Raw genomic sequence first — 23201 nt, forward strand, 5'->3', positions numbered from 1 at the left:
TATGCAGTATTGCATACTGTAATTACAAACTGGGTTAACCTTCTAAAAGAACTCTGCTAACGTCCATTTCACTCTGTTTTTCTTTTATTTTGGATATAAGAAAATCTAATTCTTCCATAGTGAAATTTAAATCCTGCCTTTTTTCGGTTATCATTAAAATGAACTTTATTAATGTCTGCGTGTACGATGTTGTATTAAAGTCAATAATATTATCACAGTCAGCTAAAGTTAAAATCTGGAAATGGGAAGTTTGTAAAGCTTGTGCTACTATTTTTAATTGCCCTGGACTAAAAGAGAGTTCACCTTTTTCTATTCTGCTATAGGTAGATTGGTCAATGTTCAACGCGTTAGCTAAGTTAATCTGCTTTATAAATGAAGTTCCGCGAAGTGCTTTGATAACCTTTACAATTCTTAAATCATATTCCTGGGGTTTCATGTTTTGAGTTTTAATGTCTTGATTTCAAAAAAATTATTGCGACTCTAATTTTGTATTTAGAATATTTCTGCACAAGTTGGAATGATTATAACAAAGTCGTATCAAATAGTGTTTTGATTTATTTTCATAACTATTGTAAACGAAATGAGATGCTGCATTGCTTGATCTTGGCTTATTCTTTTAAAAAGGTTTGGGGGTTTCTGATTAGTAGTAAACTAAAATTAAGATGCAATTGGTGTTCTTTTTTTATTTTTTGGTTCACGCAATGTTAGATAAAGATCATTCTTTTGACAAAAGAATTCGACCAAAATTCAAAACTACCCGATGAAAATCATTTTCGCTTGGTATTTAAGGGATTGGAAGTTGCCTGATAAGACTCTCTTTAATTTTATTTTTTTCAGGTATTGTAATAGGGGTTTCCGACTCTTAAGTATGGTAATATCGATTCCAAAACAATATGGTCTAATTTCAGAATACTTATTGTACCATTTGTTTTTTGGGTCGACTCCTAATTAGAAATAAGAAAATCGGAAAACGTAGCCCGAGAAATTTACATGAAACAAAATGTCTATCAATAAATTCTTAGCGTTTTTCTAGGATAAAAGCTGATACGCCCCAAAGGCGGAAGCATACGCCAATATGGACATAAAGGCCAATTGTGCGAGCACCCATTTCCAACTTTTTGTTTCGCGCTTAACAACAGCCATTGTACTCATGCACTGCATGGCAAAAGCATAAAATAAAAGTAACGACCAGCACACGGCAGGAGTATAAATTAAATTTCCTTGGTCGTCTTTCTCTTTTAATAATTTTTGTTTAATCCCTTCAGTGTTTTGTTCATCTTCGCTCTGATAAATGGTGGCCATTGTTCCAACAAATACTTCGCGCGCAGCAAAAGATGTGATGAGTGCAATTCCAATTTTCCAATCAAAGCCCATTGGTTTAATTATGGGTTCAATCACATGACCAAGATTTCCAATAAACGAATGTTCTAATTTTTCCGACCCTAGTTTTTTAAGTTCCACCTTGTTTTCTTGAGTAGCAGCCGAACTCTCAAGTATTTCTATTTTGGCATCTAATTCTTTATAAGTTTCGGTAAAGCCATGCGAACTTAAAAACCATAATACAATAGAGATTGCCAAAATAATTTTTCCAGCTTCGCTAACAAATACTTTTACCTTGCTGTAAACCATAAACAAAATGTTTTTAAGCTGAGGCCAACGGTAAACTGGCAATTCCATAATAAAAAAAGAAGCCTCTTTTACTTTTACAAAGCGTTTTAAAAAGAAAGCAGTAATAAGTGTAACCGCAAAGCCCAGCATATACAATAGAAATAAAACAAGTCCTTTTGAATTGAAGACACCAAGAAATTTACTATCAGGATAAAGCACTGCTATTAGTAAAGTGTATACTGGTAAGCGAGCAGAACAACTTATTAGTGGTAAAACAAAAATAGTAATTAAGCGTTCTTTCAAATTGGAAATAGAGCGTGTAGCCATTATAGAAGGCACAGCACAAGCCGTTCCACTGATAAGAGGAATAACCGATTTTCCGTTTAGTCCAAAACGCCGCATGACTTTGTCCATTATAAAACTTGCGCGAGCCATGTATCCAGAGTCTTCGAGAAAACCAATAAATAAAAAAAGAAAAGCGATTTGCGGAACAAACATCACCACTCCGCTTATACCTGCAATAATTCCATTTACTAAAAGATCGTTTAATTGTCCTGGCGGTAAACTGTTTCTTACAAAATCTCCAAAAGTCAAAAAAGCGCTTTCAATCCAGTCCATGGGTGCTTCAGAAATAAAAAAGATAAATTGAAACACTAAAAATAAAACCGCCAATAAAACAACGTAACCAAAAACCCGATGCGTGGTAATAGCGTCAATTTTCGAAGTGGTTGCTTTACGCGATAATTGTTCAGGACTTTGCACGTAGCGCGCAACGAGATAATTTATTGTATTAAAACGATAAATTTTATCGGCATTTTCAAAAGTAGAAGTACCTTTCCCGTCCACTAGACTGGAACTAACAAGCTGTACGTAAGATGTTTCTTTATTTAAAAAAGGCGAATTAATGTCATAAAAAAAACTGTCGCTTATTTTAGCTGTTACAATAGCGGCTTTCAATTCTTTAAACCCAACCTGTTTGCGTGAGTTCATAGGAATCACGTCAACACCAAGCGTTGTTCGCAAACCAGCCAAATCAATTTTTATACCTTGACTTTCGGCCTCATCCATCATGCTGAGCGCAAGCACTGTTTTAAATTTAAGATCGATCAGCTGTGTAGCCAGTAATAAATTGCGTTTTAGATTGGTAGCATCAGCCACAATAACCACGACATCGATTTTTTCTTTAGGATCGAGTAAAGTTTTGCAAGCAATTTCTTCGTCGCTTGATTTAGGGAACAAGCTATAAATGCCCGGAAGATCAATAACAGAAAGTGTATATTTTGTTTCGGCTATTAAAAAGGAGGTACTACCTTCTAGTCTATCAACTGTAACACCGGCGTAATTACCCGTTTTTTGTTTTAAACCTGTTAGGCCATTAAACAAGCTTGATTTACCAGCGTTGGGGTTACCAAGAAGTGCTATTTTTAAATGTGTATGTTTTGTGTCGGAGGGCAAAAAGATTTAAGCTACTAATTCAATCATCACGGAAGCGGCTTCTTCTCTACGTAAACTCAACTCGTATCCTGCAATGGTAATTGCTAGCGGGCAACCAAAGGGTGCTGTTTTTGATAGAGCAATGGCCTCTCCGGGCATGCAGCCCATCTCAATTAACTTAGTGCTCAAAAGCTCATTCGTAAACGATTTTACGAATGCCTTTTGTCCTATTTTAAGATCTGCTAATGATAACATGACATTGATTTAACCATAAAATTACTGATTCTAGCGCGGCTAAAACATACCCTAAATAAGGTATCTGTTTTCTGTCTCAGCGAGCAATTTTTCTGGGAACATCCTGAATCCCTTGTAATTCTTGATAAAAGATCTCCGTTAAATAAAAAATTCTTTCTTACTTTAAGGCTAAGAAATAACACGCAATTTTTGCTAAAAACTGCCTTATATAAAAAAGAGAAAATAACCTTTTCAGACCAGGGAAAGGGGCGGGTGGTAGTACTTTTACATGGATTCCTGGGTTCATATGAAATATGGAAAGGGCTTGCCCAAGATCTTTCTAAATCTTACCGCGTAGTGGCTATTGATCTGCCGGGCCATGGTGCGAGTCCCTGTTTTGGTTACGCGCATAGCATGGAGCTTATGGCTAAATGCGTAAAGGCTGTAATGGATTCATTACGGGTAAAAAAATACGTCATTGTTGGTCATAGCATGGGAGGGTATGTTGGACTGGCGTTTGCTGATATTTTCCCCGATAATTTAAAAGGTTTGTGTTTGTTTCACAGCACAGCGTATCCTGATAATGAAGAAAAAAAGAAAGATCGACTACGAGCGATTCAGTTAGTTAGATCAAACAAAACGGTGTACACCAAATCGAGCATTCGTAATTTGTTCGCAACAAAAAATTTAAAGTATCTGCACGAGGAAATTAGTTTTGCGACAAAAATTGCAAAGGAAACTTCGCAACGTGGTATTATTGCGGCGCTTCATGGCATGCGGGATAGACCAGGCAGAGACCTTATTCTAGGATTGGTAGAATATCCAATTATGATGGTAATAGGAGAATTAGATAACGTTTTACCTTATGATCAATTATTAGAACAATCAGAACTTATTAAAAATAAAACTGTGCTTTATTTAGAACACGATGGGCATTTCGGATTTCTGGAGTCGCCAAAACAATCCCATAAAGAGTTGAGAAAGTTTTTAAGGAAGTGTTTTTAGTCTGTACTTATTTGAAATTAGGTAAAAGCAATAAGCGATTTAGGTGTTTAATCCAAGATCATAAATTTCCCGAATCCCGTCTAATTTCTTGAGAAAATCAATTCGAAGATCAATTAAATTGCCTGAATGTAAGTCAAACACCCAGCCGTGAACCGTTGGAAATCCTTTTTCGAGATAATGCTTTTGTAAGACAGCCATTTTTATAATATTAATGCATTGTTCTTCCACATTCAGTTCCACTAATTTTTTATAACGCTCTTCGGTATTTGTAAGAGCGTCGAGTTCATTTTTGTGTAAGCGGTACACATCTCTTACATTTCGCAACCATGGATTTAATATTCCCAGATCTTCAGCTTTCATTGCAGCCTTAATTCCCCCGCAATTGTAGTGACCACAAACAACAATGTGTTTAACATGTAAATGTGCCACCGCATATTCTACTACTGCTGCTGAGCTATTATCATTGTTGGGCACAAGGTTGGCTACATTTCTGTGAACAAACATTTGTCCAGGTTTAATACCTGTCATTTCTTCGGCCGTTACCCTACTATCACTACAACCTATATAGAGAATTTCTGGATTTTGTCCCTTTGAAAGGTGTTCAAAATAATCACTATCCGTTTCTTTTTTTTCGGCGACCCATTTCTTATTATTTTCGAATATTTTTTTATAAAGTTTCATCTTTGCCTAAGAATTTATATAACGTGAATTATTTTTTTACCTATTACAACTATCGAATTTTATAAATGCAAAAATAAGACAATAAGGCAAACGGTTGTCTGTGTAAACGAATTAATTATCTGAACATAAATTGATTTTTAAATTTCCAGCATCTTATGATATTAAAAACCCTTGATAAATGAATATTTACCAAGGGTTAATTAAATTGTTAGTTTTCTGCTAAAGCTTAAACGCAAATTTTAGTTTGTAGCATAAATAATTTTTACGGTATGTTCAAAGTGCTAGTATAAAAATCCCATTTTACCATTTTGATAATCACGCATGGCTTCAAGAATTTCTGTCTGTGTATTCATTACAAACGGTCCATGCGTTACCAAAGGTTCGTTTAGTGGATCTCCCGCCATTAGCAATAATTTAGAATTTGAATTGGCTTCAAATAAAATTTCTCCCTCTGAATTATTAAAGACGATTAGTTGATGCTGTGCAGCAAAACGTTCTTCATTTATTCTTAATTGACCTTCTAATACATAAAACGCAACATTATTTGATGCAGGTAAGTTTAGCGAATAGTTAGAAGCCTCATTCATGTGCAACATGGCAGTAAAGACATCGGATTTAGCAGGACCTTTTTTACCTTCGTAACTTCCTGAAACCAATCTTAAAGCGACTCCATCCTTTTCCATCAAAACAATTTCTTCTTTTGTAATAGGCTGATAGGAGGGAGGATCCATTTTATTTAGTTTAGGTGTATTAATCCAAAGTTGAATTCCTTGAAACCTACCACCTTTTTCTGCGAAAGCTTTTCCTACTTTTTCTCCATGTATGATGCCCCTTCCAGCATTAATCCATTGTACTTCATTGTCGCCAATTACTTTGTCGTTACCCAATGAATCGGTATGTTGAACAGCACCTTCATACATATAGGTGATTGGTGAGAAGCCACGGTGTGGATGCGGAGGTACATTAAACTCATGTTCTCCCGGCCCTTTCGTGAAATCGAAATGATGTAGTAAAATAAACGGATCTACTTGTTCTAATCCTGCAACCGGAAAAGCTTGGCGTAAAGTTGTTGGCCCCATTTGCACTTCTGGCGCCATGATGCTTGATTTAATTGCTCTGTAATTTTTCATTATATTTTTTCCTTTCTGACTTAATGCATTCTAATAAATACACTTATGTAAAGGTAGAATAGCAAGCAGAAATTACTAATAATCTAGATTAAGAAATTATTTGAAAAATTTTAAGGGTTGTTTTACAAACGTTGTTTTACAGCTTCAAACAGCACAATACCGCTAGCTACAGAAACATTGAGTGAAGCTATTTTTCCTGTCATAGGAATTTTAACTTGTATGTCGCTCCGTTTTAAATATTCGTTACTAATACCGTTTTCTTCGCTTCCCATAATAATTGCTGTAGGCTTGGTAAAATCGGCGTCGTAAATAAGATTATCGGTTTTTTCGTGACAGGAAACTATTTGTAATCCACCTTCTTTTAAAAATTCGAGCGTGTTTTTTAAGTTATCTTCTCTACACACTTTTAAGCGGTGAAGAGCTCCTGCACTTGTTTTTATGGCGTCTCCATTTATTTGAGCAGCACCACGACTTGGAATGATAATAAAATCAACACCTGCACATTCAGCTCCACGTGCAATGGCCCCAAAATTACGCACATCTGTAACGCGATCTAAAATAAGCACTAATGGAATTCTTCCTTTTTCAAAAACACCAGCTAACAATTCTTCGGCATTGTAATAGGTGATCTCAGTTAAATACGCAACAACGCCTTGATGGTTTTTGTCGGTAATTCGTTTGAGTTTTTCTGCCGGCACAATCTGAATGGGAACAGCTTGTCCACGTAAAGCTTGTCTTAGTTGATGATACAATTCATTCGATAATCCTTTTTGAATGTAAATTTTTTCTATGTCTTTTCCTGCTTCAACAGCTTCAATAACAGCGCGTGTTCCAAAAATTAAGTTTTCTTCTTCCATTGAAAACAAAGAACATCAAATTTTAGACATTAAGCAAATTTTGGATTTGCAATCCCTCTTAGAAAAACGCAAGAATAGTATAAACATTAGCCTTTTTGCCTCCAATAATTATCTCTTGACATGCTGTTTTGTTAAGTTCCGTATAAGCCGTATCTTTAAAGCTAAATTTAGAATAAGAACGATGGATGCGCTGTACCGTAAAGTTGAAGAAGCACTAGACACGATTCGCCCGTATTTAGAGGCAGATGGTGGAAATGTTGAAATAGTAGAGATTACTTCGGATCAAACACTTCATATCGAGTTAAAAGGGGCTTGCAAGACCTGTAATATGAGTCATATGACGATGAAGTCGGGCATTGAAGAGACCATTAAACGCGCCGTTCCAGAAATTAAAAATATTATTTCCGTTAATTAGTAATTTAATCATCTAAGAACACAGAATTTTTTCTGTGGCATTAATTAAACATTTATGAAACTAACCCAGAAACTGAGTCAAAGCAAAAAAACTCTTTTTTCGATAGAAATATTGCCTCCTTTAAAAGGAAGAAGTATTCAAAGTATTTTTGATGGCATTGATCCATTAATGGAATTTAATCCTGCATTTGTAGATGTAACCTATCATCGCGAAGAATACATTTACAAAAAACGCGAAGGCGGGTATTTAGAAAAAGTAAGTATACGTAAACGTCCTGGTACGGTTGGTATCTGTGCTGCTATCATGAATAAGTACAATGTTGAAGCAGTGCCACATATTATTTGCGGCGGTTTTACGAAGGAAGAAACAGAAAATGCTTTAATTGATCTTCAGTTTTTAGGAATTGATAATGTACTTGCTCTGAGAGGAGATAGTATTAAGACTGAACCTGCTTTTGTCCCTGAACCGGGAGGACATTCTTATGGCCTTGATTTGGTTAAACAAATCTCGGAAATGAATCAGGCGAATTATTTGGATGAAGAAATGAAAAATGCGGCACCTACTAATTTTTGTATTGGTATTGCTGGGTATCCTGAAAAGCATTTTGAAGCACCAAACATGATTAGTGATTTGAAATACTTAAAAGCTAAAGTGGATGCTGGCGCCGAATACATTGTAACACAAATGTTTTTTGATAATACAAAGTATTTTGATTTTGTCGACCTGTGTCGTAAAAACGGAATTACGGTTCCAATAATTCCGGGACTTAAAATTCTTGGTGGAAAAAATCAGATCACCACGCTTCCAAAGGTTTTTCACATCGATATTCCACAACCATTTTATGAGGAATTAGAGAAATGTAAAGACGATAAACAAATAAAACAGGTTGGAATAGAGTGGTGCATTCAACAAAGCAAAGAGTTGGTAAAAGCCAATGTGCCTTGTTTACACTTTTACACGATGGGTGCCTCTGAAGCTACAAAGACTGTTGCTAAAGCAGTATTTTAAATCTTGTATTTATTAAGTGAGCTGAGGCATGGACTATAATTTTTACACAGGCGAAGTTCTTCTTATTGACAAACCATATACCTGGAGCAGCTTTCAGGCTGTGAATAAACTCAAACATGCAATAAAACATCACCCTTCATTTCTTGTGGACGGAGTAAAAATAAAACCGAAAATTGGGCACGCAGGTACTTTAGATCCATTAGCTACCGGCTTACTTATTGTTTGTACTGGAAAAAAAACCAAAACTATTAATGAGTTGATGGGTTTGGAGAAGGAGTACACTGGAACATTTTTATTGGGCGCAACAACTCCATGCTACGATCTTGAAAAACCGGTTGATCATAGCTATCCAACGGATCATATTTCTTCAGAAGATATTTTAAATACCGCAAAAAAATTTATTGGAGTTCAGCAACAAGTGCCTCCCCTTTTCAGCGCGGTGATGGTTGATGGTAAACGCGCTTACGAATTGGCAAGAGCTGGAGTAGAAACTGAATTAAAATCGCGCGAAATAGAAATAAAAGAATTTGAAATTACGGCAATACGTTTTCCTGAAATAGATTTTAGAATTGTATGCAGTAAGGGTACATATATCAGAAGTATTGCCCGTGATTTTGGACTTGCCTTAAATAGTGGCGCACATCTCACAAAACTTTGCCGCACACGTATTGGTGATTTTAAACTGTGTGATGCCGCAACACCACAACAGTTTTCTGATAATCTTATCTTATTAAAGTAATACTTCCGTTTTTATTAAATGATTGCCCGTCTTTGCCGTTTGCTTTAAGTGTGTATAAATAAACACCTTCAGCAGATTCTTTACCTTGTTGGTTTTTCCCATCCCACTCAATATTACCAGTCTCACTCGAAAGTTCATAAACAACAGTACCCCAGCGGTCAACAATCAACATATCTATTTTATTAAGATTGCTGGCCTTTATGAAAAACAAGTCGTTATTACCATCGCCGTTAGGGGTGAAAATATTTGGTATAACAAGTTCTGAAGGAATATCAACGGTTATCCTTATGGATGCCGAATCTCTGCAATCTCCTTTGTTTGCGAACAAAGTTACTATATAGCTTCCAGCTTGGGTATATCGAACCGGAGCCATAGTCATTTGTGTAATTCCTGATTGCGAGGTGCCGTTTCCGAAGTTCCAATACGACGCAATGTTATTTTTTCCAGTTAAGAAATCTGACGAGTTAGATGTGTTTGTAAAATTCACCTCTAGTGGAGCGTATCCTGAAACTTTGTCCGCCGAAAGACCCGCTTGCAAAGTTCCATCAACAACTTCTAAAAGTCCTGATGTTATACAGCCATTCACAGTGTTTGTAATTATAATATTGTATTGTCCTGAACTAGTTACAATCAAGTTTTTTGAGCCCGGACTACTTATTGTTGCTCCTGGAACGGCGATCCAATTATAAACCAGGTCTTTATTTGAACCAATAATATCAGGAGAAATAGTTTTACCTTTTGAACCACAATCAATTGTGTCTGGAATCGCGGTTCTGGTAATTTCTGGATAATCACGGAAGTCGTCAATTGATTTTGTCCCCACAGATAAACACCCGTTGTTCAAATCTTTTGCAACCATGGTGTAAGTTCCAGTCACAAATCCAACATAGGTTGAAACAAGTTGTTTTTCTTCCTGTGGGCTAGGCCCTGTCCAAACATAACCAATAACAGGAAGATTAGGAATACCAAAAACTGGTGGTATTGTAGTACTACTTTGATTTGTAAGTGTAACGCTTAAGGTATTACAACTAATATACTCTCCACCACTTATTAAAACTTTTGGCGGAAAAAAGTTTTGCTCTATCGGAATTATAGTAGAGCTTTTGCAAGTGTTATTATCATCTGTTACAGTCAAAGTATAATTGGCAACAAGAGTATTTGTTGTTTGAAGCGTGTTGCCGAAAACCGTTAGTGAGCTTCCCAGAAGAGAATTTGGCACGCCTGGAAAGTTCCAAATGAATGAAGTGTTTTGAGTAGTACTTGTACCTACAATCACCATACTAGGTGTGTAACAGGTTAATCTTGTTACTGGAATGATTGCGCTTACGGCTGGCGAAAAGACATTTTGTAAAACGGATACTTGTACTTTACTTTCACATAGATTGGTGTTGTCTTTTGTAATTATTGTCCACGTGCCTGGCGTAGACACCGTGTATGTAGACGAAGTCCCAGGAACATAAATAGTATTAGTTGGCGGGCCTAATATGGTGTAGGATACAGGGCCACCAGGCACTGGGGTAGTTTGTGCGTTAACGATATTAATAATTGCTGTACTTTTAGAGCTACAGCCAAGTGTAAAATTTTGAGGACTCGAGACACTGAACGTCGGGAACCCTGAATTGGATGCAACAGTAAATGTTTTAGAAACAGAACAACCATTGGCATCATTTACAAGAACATGGGTATATGTGCCAGGTGTACCGGGCAGAAAATAAGCCGGGTTATTATTCATTGTGAGCGTTCCACCTGTGGGCGAAATCCAATAATGTGAAGTATTTACAGAAGGGTTACCCGCAGCCGTTACGGTTATAACTGACGTAACTGAACAGGTGATATTTTGAAATGGAGGGTTAATGCTTGATGTAGATACGGTTATATTTTGACCAATAGCTAGGGTATGAGTGCCACCACAACCAGAAGTTAAATCAACTGCATTTACCGTCCATGTTCCAGACTGCCCTTGAATAAAGGAGGCTGAGCTTCCAGTGTAAGTTGCCGTTAAACCAAACCAGGTATAGGAGTATGTGGTAGGTGAGGCGTTAACGGTTATGGTTGGGTTATTACAATCAATAATTAAAGGACCTGTAAGATTAAACGCTACCGAGGTGGGTATAGGATTCATGGTAAACGTAGCTGAATTTGTACAGCCGTTAGCTGCAAAAACTTTAACAAAATAGGCGCCTGGAGCAATTCCACCGGTGGCGCCAGTTTGCGTTGGCGTTGTAATTCCTGCCGGTATGGGCGTCCAAAACACAGCATACGTTGGTGTTGGCCCTGCCGGAAGAAAAGTAAGGCCGATATCAAACGCATTGAACGTACTTGAACAAGCCGCTTGCGTTAAAGAAGGCGAAATTTGAGGCACAGGAGCAATACTCACGGTTGATATACCCGTGTTTGTTACCACTGTACTAAAGCCGTTTGTTCCAGTGATAAATAGTGTATAAACTGTTGTAACCAATGGTGCCACTGTAAAGAAGGGAGTACTGGAAACAACGCCTCCCGGCTGTAAAGAAAATGTTGGATTGACTAAACCATTTACATTGGTAATACTTATGGTGGCAGTTCTGCCCATGCAAACGGTTGTATTCGTGATTAACGGATTACAATTAACTTCAAAATCTATTTTAAACACAGCGATATCGCAACCTGAAACTTGTTTTGTTTGAGAAAATGCGGTTGGCAAAGTTGGGAAAGTTCCGCATGCACAAACAGCTTGATATACAAATCCATTAGGGTCAAAACGACTGGTTCCGCCATCCACATGTTCTCCACCACCGCCATAATAGGACCCATATAATAACGAACTAGCATTCTGACTAAGAACCATAATATGGAATCCGCTTGCCAGAGTTGTAGATTGCGCTGCGTTTGTTGTTGTAGGATAACTAGCAACTGTACCCCAACCAGACATATAAATATTACCGCAAAGATCTACCAATAATGCAGTTGGAGAAAATGGATTTTTTGTGTTGTTACCAAGGTTACTAAAAAACAATACCGTGCTAAGTGCAGGATTTAATTTTGCAAGAATATTTATACTGTTCGCATTAAAATACACCGAGCCAACAATAGGAAATGTACCATCAGAAATGCCATAGATATAAATATCATTGTTTATATCAATATCGATTAGGTAAACAATATCTTTTCCTCCAGTACCAACATAGGTTGAGCTAAGAAGAGTGCTCCCTGTAGAGTTTAAACGAGCAACAAAACCGTCATACGACCCTCCTTGAAAGGTTGTCATGTATGCCCCTGTAGTTGCAGGAAATCCATTCCCCGCCGTTAAACCAACCACATACACGTCGCCACTGGCATTTAAACGAATACTGCAACCGGTTTCCTGCCCAGCCCCGCCTATATAAGTGGCCCACTGCAATGTTGTGAGGGAGGCGTTTAATTTCAATACCACAGCATCTTGTGTTCCATTGTGAGTAACGTCATAAGCTCCTGTTGTTGCTGGGAAGTTTGTCGACTCACTTGTTCCAACAATAAATACTTCGCTATTTGAATTTAGTACAATTTCTCCTCTATAGGCATCGGCATAATTATAAGTAAGTCCATTATTGAATCCATCATTGGCGCTACCGCCTATATATGTGGAGCCTAACAGAGTTGTTCCGGTAGGGTTTAACTTACACACAACCATGTCGCTTAAACCGTTGTGAGTAACATCGTATGCGCCTGTTGTTGTTGGGAAGTTGGCACTGCCGGTTGATCCATAAACGTATAATTCATTCGACGAATTTACAAACATGCTATGTGGATTATCTTCAGCACTACCTCCAAGATAGGTTGCATAAATAAGTGCACTTCCTGTTGGGTTGAGTTTGCTTATTGCAATATCTTGTTGACCCCCAAAAGTTACTTGTGCAGCACCTGTGGATACAGGGTAACCAATAGCAAAACAACGTCCGCCAGAATAAATATTTCCCAAACCATCATAAGTAGCACAGTGACCGTAAGTGGTTGCCGTTGATCCCGAATAAGTAGAGGCTACAACGATTGGGTCAATAATAAGTTCATAATTTGAATCGTAACCTTCTGGAAAATAAAAAGAAACCGTTTCTCCATCGTTTGCCAATTTATATTCACAGTTAATTTTCACCTCTTTACCATCAATAATTTGATAAGCAGTCGGAATACTTTCTACCACGTCACCCACAGATGTTACAATGTGAAGGTTGTTATTTTTTATTTCGAGCTTATTAGCGCCGTTAAATTTTAATTGAATATGCTTTACATCTGCACCTGGTTTAACAATATAATCGTATTTAAAATCATTGTCTTTTTGGTAAGCAACTAAATCAATGCCATCATACAAATTTGAATAAGAGAGATTTCTGAATACGGGCACTTCGCTCGCCCATTTTGAAGGGTCGTTCCCTAAAAAATAATTGTAATAAAAATTAGTCATCCCCGAGCCTTGAACAATGTCAAAAGTATTTGCGTTAACAAAAACCATTTCAAAGGCATGAATGTTTATCAATTCATTCTTACTTCCACGTTTATCATGTTCATTCTCATGAGCACGGTACAAATCATCTGGATTGTACACCACATAAGTAAATTTATTTTTCTCAAAGAAAATACGTCTGCCTGATCCTAAGTCAGCTTTATATTCCACCTGTTCAGGCCATTGTCCTTTATTCTTTTCGAATCCAAACCTGCCTTCAGTTTTTTCACTAAAAGTTGTTTTGAAAGATGCCGGAACATCGAAGTTTTGAGAAGGTGAAGGAAACAAAGAAGTTTGAGTAGTTTTTTCAGGTGTTCCAGCACATAGAAAAAAGGAACTTAACATCAACGATAAAACGCAGAGAGATCTTTTCATAGTTCTTAAAATAAAAGTTTCAAGTTAAGAATTAAAGATCTTTAATACAAAAAAAAGTGCAAATAGTGATGTTACAGAAATAAGGCCGAAAAAAGAAGGCTAAAATGGGACTAAATATTTAAAAAATGAAGAAATTCATTTAAACGGTCGTCTAAACCTGTATTGAAATCACGGTTTTGAAAACTTGCCTTTACCTCATAATTATAGCGGTTAAAGGTTTGGAGAATTCCTGAAAGATCTTCGCGATTTACCTTAATGGTTACTTCCATCTTAGTACTATCAGGTGCTGAAGAAACGTGAAGACTTAAAATTTTTGTATCGTTGCTTTCAATAATGTTACCAATTTGCGTAACCGAATAATCGTTTTGATTTACTTCGAGAACGATGAGGCCGCCTGGATCCTGAACAGCCATCATGGTGCTTAAATTTTGAACCATTCCTTTTAAAGTGATGCAGCCTTGGTACAATTCTTTTTCATCAATTACCGGAATAAGTGTGAGATTAAGACTACTCATTAAACGCACCACATCGTAAGCATGCTGATAATAGTGAATTGCCGGGCGAGACAAGAGTAATTTACTTACATTAATTTGCTCATCAGGACGTTCATAATCCAAGAGATCCGTTTCTGCAACAACACCAATTAATTCTCTGTTTTTTACAACAGCAAGATGAGAAACTTTAAATTGTTCCATCCAATCCAACGCTATCTCAACAGTATCTGTTACCTTTAACGGTGGAATTTCGTCTGTTATTAAATCGCCTGCTAACATTTATTTTCCCAAAAGTAGTAAATTAATTAGCTTTGCCCTGTAAAAACAAAACTTAATTTTTGTTTAAAAAAATATGACTAAATTAAGTGTAAACATTAATAAAATTGCGACGCTGCGTAATGCTCGTGGAGGAAATATTCCTAATCTGGTAAAAGCCGCGCTTGACCTCGAGCGCTTTGGAGCTCAAGGTATTACAGTGCATCCACGTCCTGATGAACGTCATATTACTTATAAGGATGTTTATGATCTTAAACCGGTATTAAAAACAGAATTTAATATCGAAGGGAATCCGAAGGAAAAAAAATTTGTGGATCTTGTTTTAGAAATTAAACCCGCACAAGTAACCCTTGTGCCTGATACGCAAGGACAAATAACGAGCGATCACGGTTGGGATACTCTTTTACACGCAAATTATTTAAAAGATACTATTGCATTATTTAAATCGCACGGAATTCGCACCTCTATTTTTGTAGATGCCAATTTAGAAATGGTAGAGGGTGCTAAAGAAACCGGAACTGATCGCATTGAATTGTATACCGAAGAATACGCACGTTTATATCATTCTGAAAAAGATATTGTTATCGGATTATTTCACAATGCCGCTCAAAGGGCTCTGGAATTAAGTCTTGGTGTGAATGCCGGACACGATCTTAGTCTAGAAAATTTAAAATATTTTAAAGAAAATGTTCCAGGCTTATTAGAAGTTTCAATTGGTCACGCATTAATTAGTGATGCGCTTTATTTCGGTTTAGAAAACACTGTTCAGTTGTACTTAAGGCAACTCAAATAATTTTAAGAAAATTAAAAACATGAAATTAGCCTTCCGCGAATTTGGTAATGGTCAACCTCTAATCATCTTGCACGGTTTATTCGGACAAAGCGATAACTGGAACACACACGCTAAAAGTTTTTCAGAAAAAGGATTTCATGTTTTTGCAATCGATCAACGTAACCATGGCTTATCGCCGCACAGCGATGTGTGGAATTACGAGGCAATGGCAGATGATTTGAAAGAGTTTATTGATGAGCACCAATTAAAAAACCCGATTCTTCTTGGTCATAGTATGGGTGGTAAAACGGTGATGTACTTTGAACGAAAATATAAAGGCATTGCATCAAAAATAATTATCGCAGATATTTCTGCAAGAGCTTACCCGCCTCACCATCAGGAAGTTTTAGCAGCTTTAAAAGCTGTAGACTTCACTAAAATATCAACGCGTAAGGAAGCCGAAGAGCTTATGAATAAATACATAAAGGATTTTGGCACAAAACAATTTCTTTTAAAAAATATTTATTGGAAGGATAATTCAAATAACGTAATGGACTGGCGATTCAATTTAAAAGTGATTGATGCCAATTATGAGAACGTATGTATGGGTGTTCCTGAATTTTCGAGCGAAGTAAAAACGCTCATTATAAAAGGCGAAAAGTCACATTATATAAGCGATTCAGATAAGGAAGATTTGAAAAAACGTTTTCCGAACTCCACATTTGTTGTTTTAAATGGTGCAGGTCATTGGGTGCACGCAGAAAAACCGAAAGAGTTTTTTGAGACGACTTTGTGGTTTATAACAAATTAAGCTCTTTGAGTAAATCTCCAACCTCCATGTCTTTTGGAAGTAAATAGGCTTTGATGCCGCATTCACCAGCACCTTTCACATGCTGAATGGAATCGTCAATAAACACCGTTTCCTCCGGAACTAATTCATTTTCTTTTAAAACTAATTCAAAAATTTCGCGATGAGGTTTGCGCATTCCCATTCTGCATGAATAGTAAACCCTATCAAAATAATCATTAAAGTTTTTTACACCGTGGTGAATGTAAAGTTCTTTCTCAAAACAAGCTATATGTGGTTCGCAGGTGTTGCTTAGTAAAAAGGTGTTGTAATTCTGTTTCATGTTTACAAGAAGATCTAACCTCTTTTCGGGAACATCCAATAACATCGCATTCCAAGCATAGAGCAAATCAACTTCAGGACCTTCGTAACGAATCTGTTTTCTTAGTTCAGAAAAGAATTCAAAATCGCTGATTTTTCCTTTATCGAAGTCATTAAATAATTCCGTTTGCGCAGTTTGTGTGTAAACTTCTTCAAAAGGAATGGCACTGATCTTGTTAAACTCATGAATAGTAAGGCTTTGGTCGAGGTTGATGATCACGCCACCCAAATCAAAAATGATATTTTTTATTTCACTCATTTATTTTGCAAATATGGGGTAATTATCTATTTTTGCAATCCAATTATTGCAAAATAATTTGGTCCTATAGCTCAGCTGGTTAGAGCATCAGACTCATAATCTGAGGGTCCTTGGTTCGAGCCCAAGTGGGACCACTTTTACAGGAAAGCTTTGCTTTCCTTTTTTTATTCTGGCTTGGGCGAGAAGTTTATCCCGCCGCAGCGAAGCGGATGGCGGGGAGCCCAAGTGGGAACACTTTTACAGGAAAGCTTTGCTTTCCTTTTTTTATTTTAACTTTGGTTCCGAGCGAACGAGAGTGAGACTCGGGGAGCCCATTGGGACTTTAAGACCCCGATTTTTTCGAGATTTTCTTTTGCCTATAATTTTGCTCTTACTGAACGTCATTAGGTCAAGTTTTTGACTCCTTTCAAAAAACGATATTGAAAGTTCTGGGATTTTTCGTCTCGATACGACCACCGCAAACTATTGCTATGCTAACACGAGGGGAATTCTCACTAGGACACATACACAGTCACTTCGAATAGATTTTTTCTGTCTCTTTGAAAAAATTGTATCGAGAAGAAATAGAAAACGAGTCTCGATTAGGCCAGGTAAACTATTGCCATGCCTAACGCCGGGACAAGGCATAGTTATTCTACAAAGTTTTTTGCATAAACATTACAAATCGTTTCACTAAGACAATTACTATGTATTCAACCAAAACAAACTTTTGAAACTGAAACAACCGGTAAATTGTTTGAAACTCCTTGTTTTTTTGAATAAGTACTTTTGCATAACAATGGCTTAAACAAAGCCTTTTTAGTAGATTTACCCTCTTAAAATATAAGCTTCCGAATGAAAAAATATACTTACACAGAAAAAAAGGATACGCGCTCAGGTTTTGGTGCCGGTTTATCAGAACTTGGAAAAACCAACACAGACGTAGTTGCGCTCTGCGCTGACCTTACGGGCTCTCTTAAAATGGATGCGTTTCAAAAAGATCATCCAGAACGTTTTTTTCAAATAGGTATTGCAGAAGCCAATATGATGGGCATTGCAGCGGGATTAACCATTGGAGGAAAAATTCCATTTACGGGAACGTTTGCAAACTTTAGTACCGGGCGTGTGTATGATCAAATTCGTCAGAGTATTGCGTATTCAGATAAAAATGTAAAAATCTGTGCGTCACATGCTGGTCTTACTTTAGGAGAAGACGGAGCAACGCATCAAATTTTGGAAGACATCGGTTTAATGAAAATGCTTCCAAACATGGTTGTTATTAATCCTTGTGATTACAACCAAACTAAAGCAGCAACCATTGCTATTGCAAAATATCACGGTCCGGTTTATTTGCGTTTCGGACGTCCGACTGTTCCTAATTTTACGCCAGCAGATCAAAATTTTGAAATTGGTAAAGCAGTGATGTTGAATGAAGGAACAGATGTAACAATTATTGCAACGGGTCATTTGGTTTGGAAAGCCATTGAAGCAGGCGAAAAGCTAGCAGAAAAAGGTATCAGTGCTGAGATTATTAATATCCACACGATTAAACCATTGGATGACGCAGCTATTTTAAAATCGCTTAAAAAAACAAAATGTGTTGTCACTGCCGAAGAACACCAAATGAATGGCGGACTTGGTGACAGTGTTGCACAACTATTATCACGTAACTTACCTTCTCCACAAGAATTTGTTGCGGTGAATGATTCTTTTGGTGAAAGTGGAACACCCGATCAATTAATGACAAAATACGGTCTTGATACCATCAATATTATTGAAGCTGTTGAGCGCGTTATTAAAAGAAAATAATCTCGTACTATTCACTAAAATTAAATCACATGAAAAGACTCATCTTAATCAGCACCATTTTTCTTGCCTGCTTTTCATGTAAAAATTCTTCTGATACTTCGAACGAAGCGGAAGAAGCTTATCCAACTAGTAAACTGGATATGATCACTACTTTAGAAAACGTTGATGATACAAGTTCAACGGTTCAAGAAGAAGCGAAATAGTCAACCACTTTCCCTTTTTCTACCTATGTTTTTAACCACATAGAGTCATAGAATCAACTAAACGCTTAAACATAGGGGCGCATACATCTGAAGCTACGCTTCAAATACTATGTTTACTTTAAATCAAAAAAGTTAATACACTTCCCTATGCAAAACTATGCTCTTTGTGGTTTAAACTTGCACATTTAAACGGTTCGCTAAGAATAGAAATAAACTAAAAAAACCGCAGCGAAGCGTAGCCCGTAATGGCCCGCCCGGGCGCCCAAAAGATAGACTGAATACAATTAGTAGTTTAATCCTCAATTCAGCGCAAACGATTGAGTACAGGGCAAACTCTTCCTAAAAATAACCTTTAATTAATTTATAAGTCCAATCCTTTTTATAACTTAGTTCTCTTATTTAAGTGCCAATTATGGAAAAGAAATTTAACAGAACCAAGATCGTTGCAACAATGGGTCCGGCTACTGCCGACATTAATGTTCTTGAAGAAATGTATAATCAAGGATTGGATATTTGCAGGATCAATTTTTCACATGGTGACTATGATGCAGTTTTAAATAATGTAAAAAATATTCGCGAATTAAATAAAAAATTAAACCGGCACGTAGGTATACTTGCGGACTTACAGGGTCCGAAACTTAGAATTGGGGTTGTGAAAAACAACAGCGCTGAACTTGTAACGGGTGAAATGATTGACATTACAACAAAGGAATGTGAAGGCGATGAAAAAATAATTTACATTACTTATCCACAGTTCCCGCAGGACGTGCAGGTTGGAGAAATTGTTTTAATTGATGACGGAAAATTACACTTAGAAGTTATTGAAACCAATGGAAAAGATCTTGTGCGCTGTCGTATTAAAGTGGGTGGACACCTTTCCTCAAAAAAAGGCGTTAATCTTCCAAATACTAAAATTTCGCTTCCATGTTTAACAGTAAAAGATTTACGCGATCTTGATTTTGCATTGGAACAAGATTTTGATTGGATAGGTTTATCATTTGTGAGAAGCGTAACAGACATTGTTGAACTAAAAGACATTATTCATAGTAAAGGCAAACGCGCGCGTGTAATTGCTAAGATTGAAAAACCAGAAGCTATTAAAGAAATTGATAACATCATTGATCTGACAGACGGAATCATGGTTGCTCGTGGAGATCTAGGCGTAGAGCTTCCAATGGAACGTGTTCCTTTATTACAGAAAATGATCGTGAATAAATGCATTCAGATTGGTAAACCTGTAATTATTGCGACACAAATGATGGAAAGCATGATTACGAGTTATACGCCAACAAGAGCAGAGGTGAACGACGTGGCGAATGCCGTGATGGATGGTGCCGATGCAGTAATGTTAAGTGCAGAAACATCGGTCGGTAAATTTCCGGTAAAGGTGATTGAAATGATGCGAAGAATTATTACAGAGGTGGAAGAACTAGATACCATTTATTACAAGGAACATACTCCACATATAAAAACGATTACTTTTATCACAGATAGCATTTGTTATAATGCCTGCTCACTTGCCCACCACGCAGGTGCACAAGCTCTCATTAGCATGACAAATAGTGGTTACACCGCTTTTAAATTATCGAGTCACCGCCCTAAGGCGCCAATATTTATTTTTACAGATAATCGTTCTTTGCTCACAACGCTAAGTCTAGTGTGGGGCGTGAGGGGTTACTATTACGATAAATACGAGAGTACCGATCAAACCATTGATGATTTAAAAAACATTATTAAAAAGGCAGGTTTGGTAAAAAATGATGACCTTGTTATTAATATTGCAAGTATGCCAATGAAAGAAAAAGGCAGAACCAATATGATGAAGCTTAGTTACATTAATTAATGTGGTTAAACGCTCCCAACATAACATGTACTCATGGGTTTTCAACCCGATTGGGAGGCGTGTCTTCTATACCATTTGATTCACTAAACCTTGGCGGCTCACAAGATGATTCTGAAAAAATAAAAGAAAATAGAAAAATTGCTCTTGAAAAAATAAATTTATCTTCTACACAACTTTTTACTCTCAAACAAGTTCACGGCAACGATGTGTGTTTTCCGCAATCGCAGCCGCAAGAAGGTGATGCCTTGGTGACGGATAAAAAAAATACAACTCTTGCAATAAGTATTGCCGATTGCTATCCTGTTTTATTTTACGATGAAGTAAATCACATCATTGGCGCTGCACATGCTGGTTGGCGTGGAACACAAGCTAAGATTGTTGAAACAACTTTAAAGGCCATGATTCAACTTGGGGCCAAAACCGAAAACATTCAAGTCGCAATTGGTCAGGGAATTTCTCAGGATAAATTTGAAGTGGGTGCCGAAGTAATTGAAAAATTTCGAGAAGCGGGTTTTCCAGAAAAGTGTTGGAGTGGAAATAAAATTGATTTAATTGCCTGTAATTTATTTACTTTGTTTCAGAATAATATCCCGAAAAAAAATGTGTGGACAATGAATCGTTGCACGTTTGAAAATGACTTTTTTAGTTACCGCCAAGACAAGGGAGTTACAGGGAGAATGTGGGCAGTAATATCAATGACATAAAGAGTGAAAAAAAGTTTAATATATTTATTTGTTTTGCTTTGTTTAGGAAACAAAGCACAGCAAACAATTATGTTTACTCAGTACACATTTAATAAAGCTGGCATGAATCCGGCGGCTTCGGGTACAGATATTACAAAAGAAATTTATTATTGCGTAGGACTAAACCGTCAATGGGTTGGAATTGATAACAGCCCTAACCAAAGTTTTTTAAATGTTTCTTATACCATTCGTCCGCCACGCAGTTACAAGCGCTGGCAAAATGTTGGTGTTTATTTCGATAACGATAACAGTGGTCTAATAGGAAGTCAGGGGATTTACGCGAACTACACAATTCACTACCTCATTAGAAAAAAATTAATTGCTTCTTTCGGTGTCTTTGCAGGAGTTAGGCGTTATTCACGTTCCACTGCTGGTTTTGATATCAACGATCCAGCTGTAGCCAAAACGAAGACCTCTCTCTTTCTTTACCCAGACATTATTCCCGGTGTACGCTTAACAGATAAAAAATATTTTGTTGGATTATCTGTGCGACAAATTTCTATTTATAAATTACAAGACTTTAAAGGTCGTAAAATAGGAAGTCCTTCCAAGCTAAAACCTTCTGTTTATATGGAGTATGGGCGACTCATGACTTTAAATGATAACCTTTTAATGATGCCTTCTTTGGCTTTAAATACACCAATTCTTGGTTTACCACTGATTGATTTGAATGTTATGTTTTATTATGCTAACAGAGTCGGGCTTGGTGCTGGAATTAGAAACACCAGTTTTTTGAGCGGCATTTTTCAAATACGTTTTCTCGAAAATATGACAGCGGGATTAGCTTATTCTTATCCCATCAACGCCGCGCGTTATGCTGCCCAAAACAGTTTCGAAATTATGATTGGTGTCGTACCCATGGGTATGGATGCAAAATTAACAGGAAGACATTCCATAGCAAAATGCCCGGTGCTTAGTTATTAAAGATGAGATTGCTAATTCTACACATATTTATCTTTTTTGCTCTTATAATAAGAGCGCAGACTCCCTTTGAAAACTTTAGAGAAAGGTTGCAGGAAGAAGATTTTAAAACAGCTCAATCCATTATAGATTCTTGTTCGTATTCCAATTATCATATGGACAGTGTTTTGTACTATAAAGGATTACTCACCTTAAAGAAAGGGAACATTCGAGGCGCACGAACAATTTGTAATAACTTAAAAAAAATGTATCCAGATTTTTTTGAGCAGCACTACCTCAGCGCACTTATTTATTTTGTAAATCAAAACTATGGAAACTGCATAAATGAATTTACCATTGTGTTGCAAAAAGACTCTATGCATTTAAAAGCTTTATACAATAGATCTTTAGCTTACGGAATGCTTGATGATTACACCAGAGCCATTGAAGGTTTGAGTAAATGTGTTTTGTATTATCCTAATTACGCCATGGGTTATTACTCCCGCGCTTATTGGTATGAGTACAGTGTTAACTACACAGAAGCAAAAAAAGATTACGAAAAAAGTATTGCATTAAATCCTAAAAATTATGATGCTTACATGGGCTTAGCCTATATTTATCAGAACGAAAAAAACAGTGATAAGGCCTGTGATATTATTAACAATGCTATAACAGCTGGTTCACAAATTGCAGAAGAGTTGAAAGAAAATTTTTGCCGATAGCTTTTCTAAATCATTCGAAATAAAATCTTAAAAATTGACTAATTGACTTTGTTGTCATTTCAACTGAATTATTTCATAACTTCATATATCC

General features: G+C 36.8%; 21 protein-coding genes and 1 tRNA gene. 13 read left to right on the forward strand and 9 right to left on the reverse strand.

Going from position 1 to position 23201, the window contains the following annotated elements:
- Positions 1 to 34: 34 nt before the first annotated feature.
- The 3 genes from P2086_RS05970 to P2086_RS05980 form a co-directional block, all read right to left on the reverse strand.
- Entirely contained in the window at positions 35 to 436 is a 402-nt protein-coding gene (locus P2086_RS05970) for a helix-turn-helix domain-containing protein (RefSeq protein WP_317899531.1), read from the reverse strand.
- 593 nt (positions 437 to 1029) lie between these two features.
- Entirely contained in the window at positions 1030 to 3063 is a 2034-nt protein-coding gene (gene feoB, locus P2086_RS05975) for a ferrous iron transport protein B (RefSeq protein ID WP_317899532.1), read from the reverse strand.
- A gap of 6 nt (positions 3064 to 3069) precedes the next feature.
- Positions 3070 to 3297, reverse strand: a complete 228-nt coding sequence (locus P2086_RS05980; protein WP_317899533.1) for a FeoA family protein — start codon at positions 3295 to 3297, stop codon at positions 3070 to 3072.
- Between the two features lie 189 nt (positions 3298 to 3486).
- On the opposite strand from P2086_RS05980, the gene P2086_RS05985 reads away from it, so the two are divergent.
- Entirely contained in the window at positions 3487 to 4281 is a 795-nt protein-coding gene (locus tag P2086_RS05985) for an alpha/beta fold hydrolase (RefSeq protein ID WP_317899534.1), read from the forward strand.
- A gap of 39 nt (positions 4282 to 4320) precedes the next feature.
- Here the strand turns inward: P2086_RS05985 and P2086_RS05990 are convergent, their stop codons facing one another.
- The 3 genes from P2086_RS05990 to rlmB all read right to left on the reverse strand — a co-directional run bounded on the left by P2086_RS05990 (position 4321) and on the right by rlmB (position 6949).
- Positions 4321 to 4962 (reverse strand): carbonic anhydrase, encoded by a 642-nt coding sequence (locus P2086_RS05990; RefSeq protein WP_317899535.1) that lies wholly within the window; start codon positions 4960 to 4962, stop codon positions 4321 to 4323.
- Positions 4963 to 5243: 281 nt separating this feature from the next.
- Positions 5244 to 6092, reverse strand: a complete 849-nt coding sequence (locus P2086_RS05995; RefSeq protein ID WP_317899536.1) for a pirin family protein — start codon at positions 6090 to 6092, stop codon at positions 5244 to 5246.
- 122 nt (positions 6093 to 6214) lie between these two features.
- Entirely contained in the window at positions 6215 to 6949 is a 735-nt protein-coding gene (gene rlmB / locus P2086_RS06000; RefSeq protein ID WP_317899537.1) for a 23S rRNA (guanosine(2251)-2'-O)-methyltransferase RlmB, read from the reverse strand.
- A 181-nt stretch (positions 6950 to 7130) separates the two neighbouring features.
- Between rlmB and P2086_RS06005 the strand changes: the two genes are divergently transcribed.
- From P2086_RS06005 to truB, 3 genes are read left to right on the forward strand one after another with little or no spacing between them, the layout of a single operon-like run.
- The gene (locus P2086_RS06005; protein WP_317899538.1) at positions 7131 to 7364 is read left to right on the forward strand and encodes a NifU family protein; all 234 of its coding nucleotides are present in this window, start codon (positions 7131 to 7133) and stop codon (positions 7362 to 7364) included.
- A gap of 54 nt (positions 7365 to 7418) precedes the next feature.
- Positions 7419 to 8372, forward strand: coding sequence for a methylenetetrahydrofolate reductase [NAD(P)H] (metF, locus tag P2086_RS06010; protein WP_317899539.1), 954 nt, complete (start codon positions 7419 to 7421; stop codon positions 8370 to 8372).
- A 28-nt stretch (positions 8373 to 8400) separates the two neighbouring features.
- Positions 8401 to 9111 carry a tRNA pseudouridine(55) synthase TruB gene (truB, locus tag P2086_RS06015; RefSeq protein WP_317899540.1) on the forward strand — a complete coding sequence of 237 codons (711 nt, stop codon included), beginning with the start codon at positions 8401 to 8403 and terminating at the stop codon, positions 9109 to 9111.
- Here truB and P2086_RS06020 read toward each other — a convergent pair.
- Both P2086_RS06020 and P2086_RS06025 read right to left on the reverse strand, forming a co-directional pair.
- Entirely contained in the window at positions 9095 to 13942 is a 4848-nt protein-coding gene (locus P2086_RS06020; RefSeq protein WP_317899541.1) for a DUF7948 domain-containing protein, read from the reverse strand. The two genes, truB and P2086_RS06020, sit on opposite strands and share 17 nt — an antisense overlap.
- A gap of 110 nt (positions 13943 to 14052) precedes the next feature.
- Entirely contained in the window at positions 14053 to 14715 is a 663-nt protein-coding gene (locus P2086_RS06025; RefSeq protein ID WP_317899542.1) for a CBS domain-containing protein, read from the reverse strand.
- Between the two features lie 73 nt (positions 14716 to 14788).
- Here P2086_RS06025 and P2086_RS06030 point away from each other — a divergent pair, with 73 nt between their 5' ends.
- Positions 14789 to 15505 (forward strand): pyridoxine 5'-phosphate synthase, encoded by a 717-nt coding sequence (locus tag P2086_RS06030; RefSeq protein WP_317899543.1) that lies wholly within the window; start codon positions 14789 to 14791, stop codon positions 15503 to 15505.
- Positions 15506 to 15524: 19 nt separating this feature from the next.
- A complete protein-coding gene (locus P2086_RS06035) occupies positions 15525 to 16295 on the forward strand; it encodes an alpha/beta fold hydrolase (RefSeq protein WP_317899544.1) in 771 nt (256 codons plus the stop codon).
- Here the strand turns inward: P2086_RS06035 and P2086_RS06040 are convergent.
- Entirely contained in the window at positions 16282 to 16911 is a 630-nt protein-coding gene (locus tag P2086_RS06040; RefSeq protein ID WP_317899545.1) for an HAD family hydrolase, read from the reverse strand. The two genes, P2086_RS06035 and P2086_RS06040, sit on opposite strands and share 14 nt — an antisense overlap.
- A 60-nt stretch (positions 16912 to 16971) precedes the next feature.
- Between P2086_RS06040 and P2086_RS06045 the strand changes: the two genes are divergently transcribed.
- The 7 genes from P2086_RS06045 (at position 16972) to P2086_RS06075 (ending at position 23110) form a co-directional block, all read left to right on the forward strand.
- Positions 16972 to 17045, forward strand: a tRNA-Ile gene (locus P2086_RS06045).
- 700 nt (positions 17046 to 17745) lie between these two features.
- A complete protein-coding gene (locus P2086_RS06050) occupies positions 17746 to 18699 on the forward strand; it encodes a transketolase family protein (protein WP_317899546.1) in 954 nt (317 codons plus the stop codon).
- Between the two features lie 29 nt (positions 18700 to 18728).
- Complete coding sequence (locus P2086_RS06055) at positions 18729 to 18902, forward strand: hypothetical protein (RefSeq protein WP_317899547.1); 174 nt, start codon at positions 18729 to 18731, stop codon at positions 18900 to 18902.
- Between the two features lie 412 nt (positions 18903 to 19314).
- Positions 19315 to 20745, forward strand: coding sequence for a pyruvate kinase (gene pyk, locus P2086_RS06060; RefSeq protein WP_317899548.1), 1431 nt, complete (start codon positions 19315 to 19317; stop codon positions 20743 to 20745).
- Entirely contained in the window at positions 20745 to 21449 is a 705-nt protein-coding gene (pgeF, locus tag P2086_RS06065) for a peptidoglycan editing factor PgeF (RefSeq protein ID WP_317899549.1), read from the forward strand. The genes pyk and pgeF overlap by 1 nt, the downstream gene beginning before the upstream one ends.
- Before the next feature lie 3 nt (positions 21450 to 21452).
- On the forward strand, positions 21453 to 22412 hold the full coding sequence (locus tag P2086_RS06070; protein ID WP_317899550.1) for a PorP/SprF family type IX secretion system membrane protein: 960 nt from the start codon (positions 21453 to 21455) through the stop codon (positions 22410 to 22412).
- A gap of 2 nt (positions 22413 to 22414) precedes the next feature.
- Positions 22415 to 23110 (forward strand): tetratricopeptide repeat protein, encoded by a 696-nt coding sequence (locus P2086_RS06075; protein WP_317899551.1) that lies wholly within the window; start codon positions 22415 to 22417, stop codon positions 23108 to 23110.
- Positions 23111 to 23201: the final 91 nt, after the last annotated feature.

This window comes from Aurantibacillus circumpalustris (genome assembly GCF_029625215.1).
Lineage (GTDB): Bacteria > Bacteroidota > Bacteroidia > B-17B0 > Aurantibacillaceae > Aurantibacillus > Aurantibacillus circumpalustris.

Bases quoted from the DNA above. Each gene is read 5' to 3' on its own strand.
- P2086_RS05970 (WP_317899531.1), bottom strand. From the start codon at position 436: ATGAAACCCCAGGAATATGATTTAAGAATTGTAAAGGTTATCAAAGCA.
- P2086_RS05980 (WP_317899533.1), bottom strand. From the start codon at position 3,297: ATGTTATCATTAGCAGATCTTAAAATAGGACAAAAGGCATTCGTAAAA.
- P2086_RS05990 (WP_317899535.1), bottom strand. From the start codon at position 4,962: ATGAAACTTTATAAAAAAATATTCGAAAATAATAAGAAATGGGTCGCC.
- P2086_RS05995 (WP_317899536.1), bottom strand. From the start codon at position 6,092: ATGAAAAATTACAGAGCAATTAAATCAAGCATCATGGCGCCAGAAGTG.
- rlmB (WP_317899537.1), bottom strand. From the start codon at position 6,949: ATGGAAGAAGAAAACTTAATTTTTGGAACACGCGCTGTTATTGAAGCT.
- P2086_RS06005 (WP_317899538.1), top strand. From the start codon at position 7,131: ATGGATGCGCTGTACCGTAAAGTTGAAGAAGCACTAGACACGATTCGC.
- metF (WP_317899539.1), top strand. From the start codon at position 7,419: ATGAAACTAACCCAGAAACTGAGTCAAAGCAAAAAAACTCTTTTTTCG.
- truB (WP_317899540.1), top strand. From the start codon at position 8,401: ATGGACTATAATTTTTACACAGGCGAAGTTCTTCTTATTGACAAACCA.
- P2086_RS06020 (WP_317899541.1), bottom strand. From the start codon at position 13,942: ATGAAAAGATCTCTCTGCGTTTTATCGTTGATGTTAAGTTCCTTTTTT.
- P2086_RS06025 (WP_317899542.1), bottom strand. From the start codon at position 14,715: ATGTTAGCAGGCGATTTAATAACAGACGAAATTCCACCGTTAAAGGTA.
- P2086_RS06030 (WP_317899543.1), top strand. From the start codon at position 14,789: ATGACTAAATTAAGTGTAAACATTAATAAAATTGCGACGCTGCGTAAT.
- P2086_RS06035 (WP_317899544.1), top strand. From the start codon at position 15,525: ATGAAATTAGCCTTCCGCGAATTTGGTAATGGTCAACCTCTAATCATC.
- P2086_RS06040 (WP_317899545.1), bottom strand. From the start codon at position 16,911: ATGAGTGAAATAAAAAATATCATTTTTGATTTGGGTGGCGTGATCATC.
- P2086_RS06050 (WP_317899546.1), top strand. From the start codon at position 17,746: ATGAAAAAATATACTTACACAGAAAAAAAGGATACGCGCTCAGGTTTT.
- P2086_RS06055 (WP_317899547.1), top strand. From the start codon at position 18,729: ATGAAAAGACTCATCTTAATCAGCACCATTTTTCTTGCCTGCTTTTCA.
- pyk (WP_317899548.1), top strand. From the start codon at position 19,315: ATGGAAAAGAAATTTAACAGAACCAAGATCGTTGCAACAATGGGTCCG.
- pgeF (WP_317899549.1), top strand. From the start codon at position 20,745: ATGTGGTTAAACGCTCCCAACATAACATGTACTCATGGGTTTTCAACC.
- P2086_RS06075 (WP_317899551.1), top strand. From the start codon at position 22,415: ATGAGATTGCTAATTCTACACATATTTATCTTTTTTGCTCTTATAATA.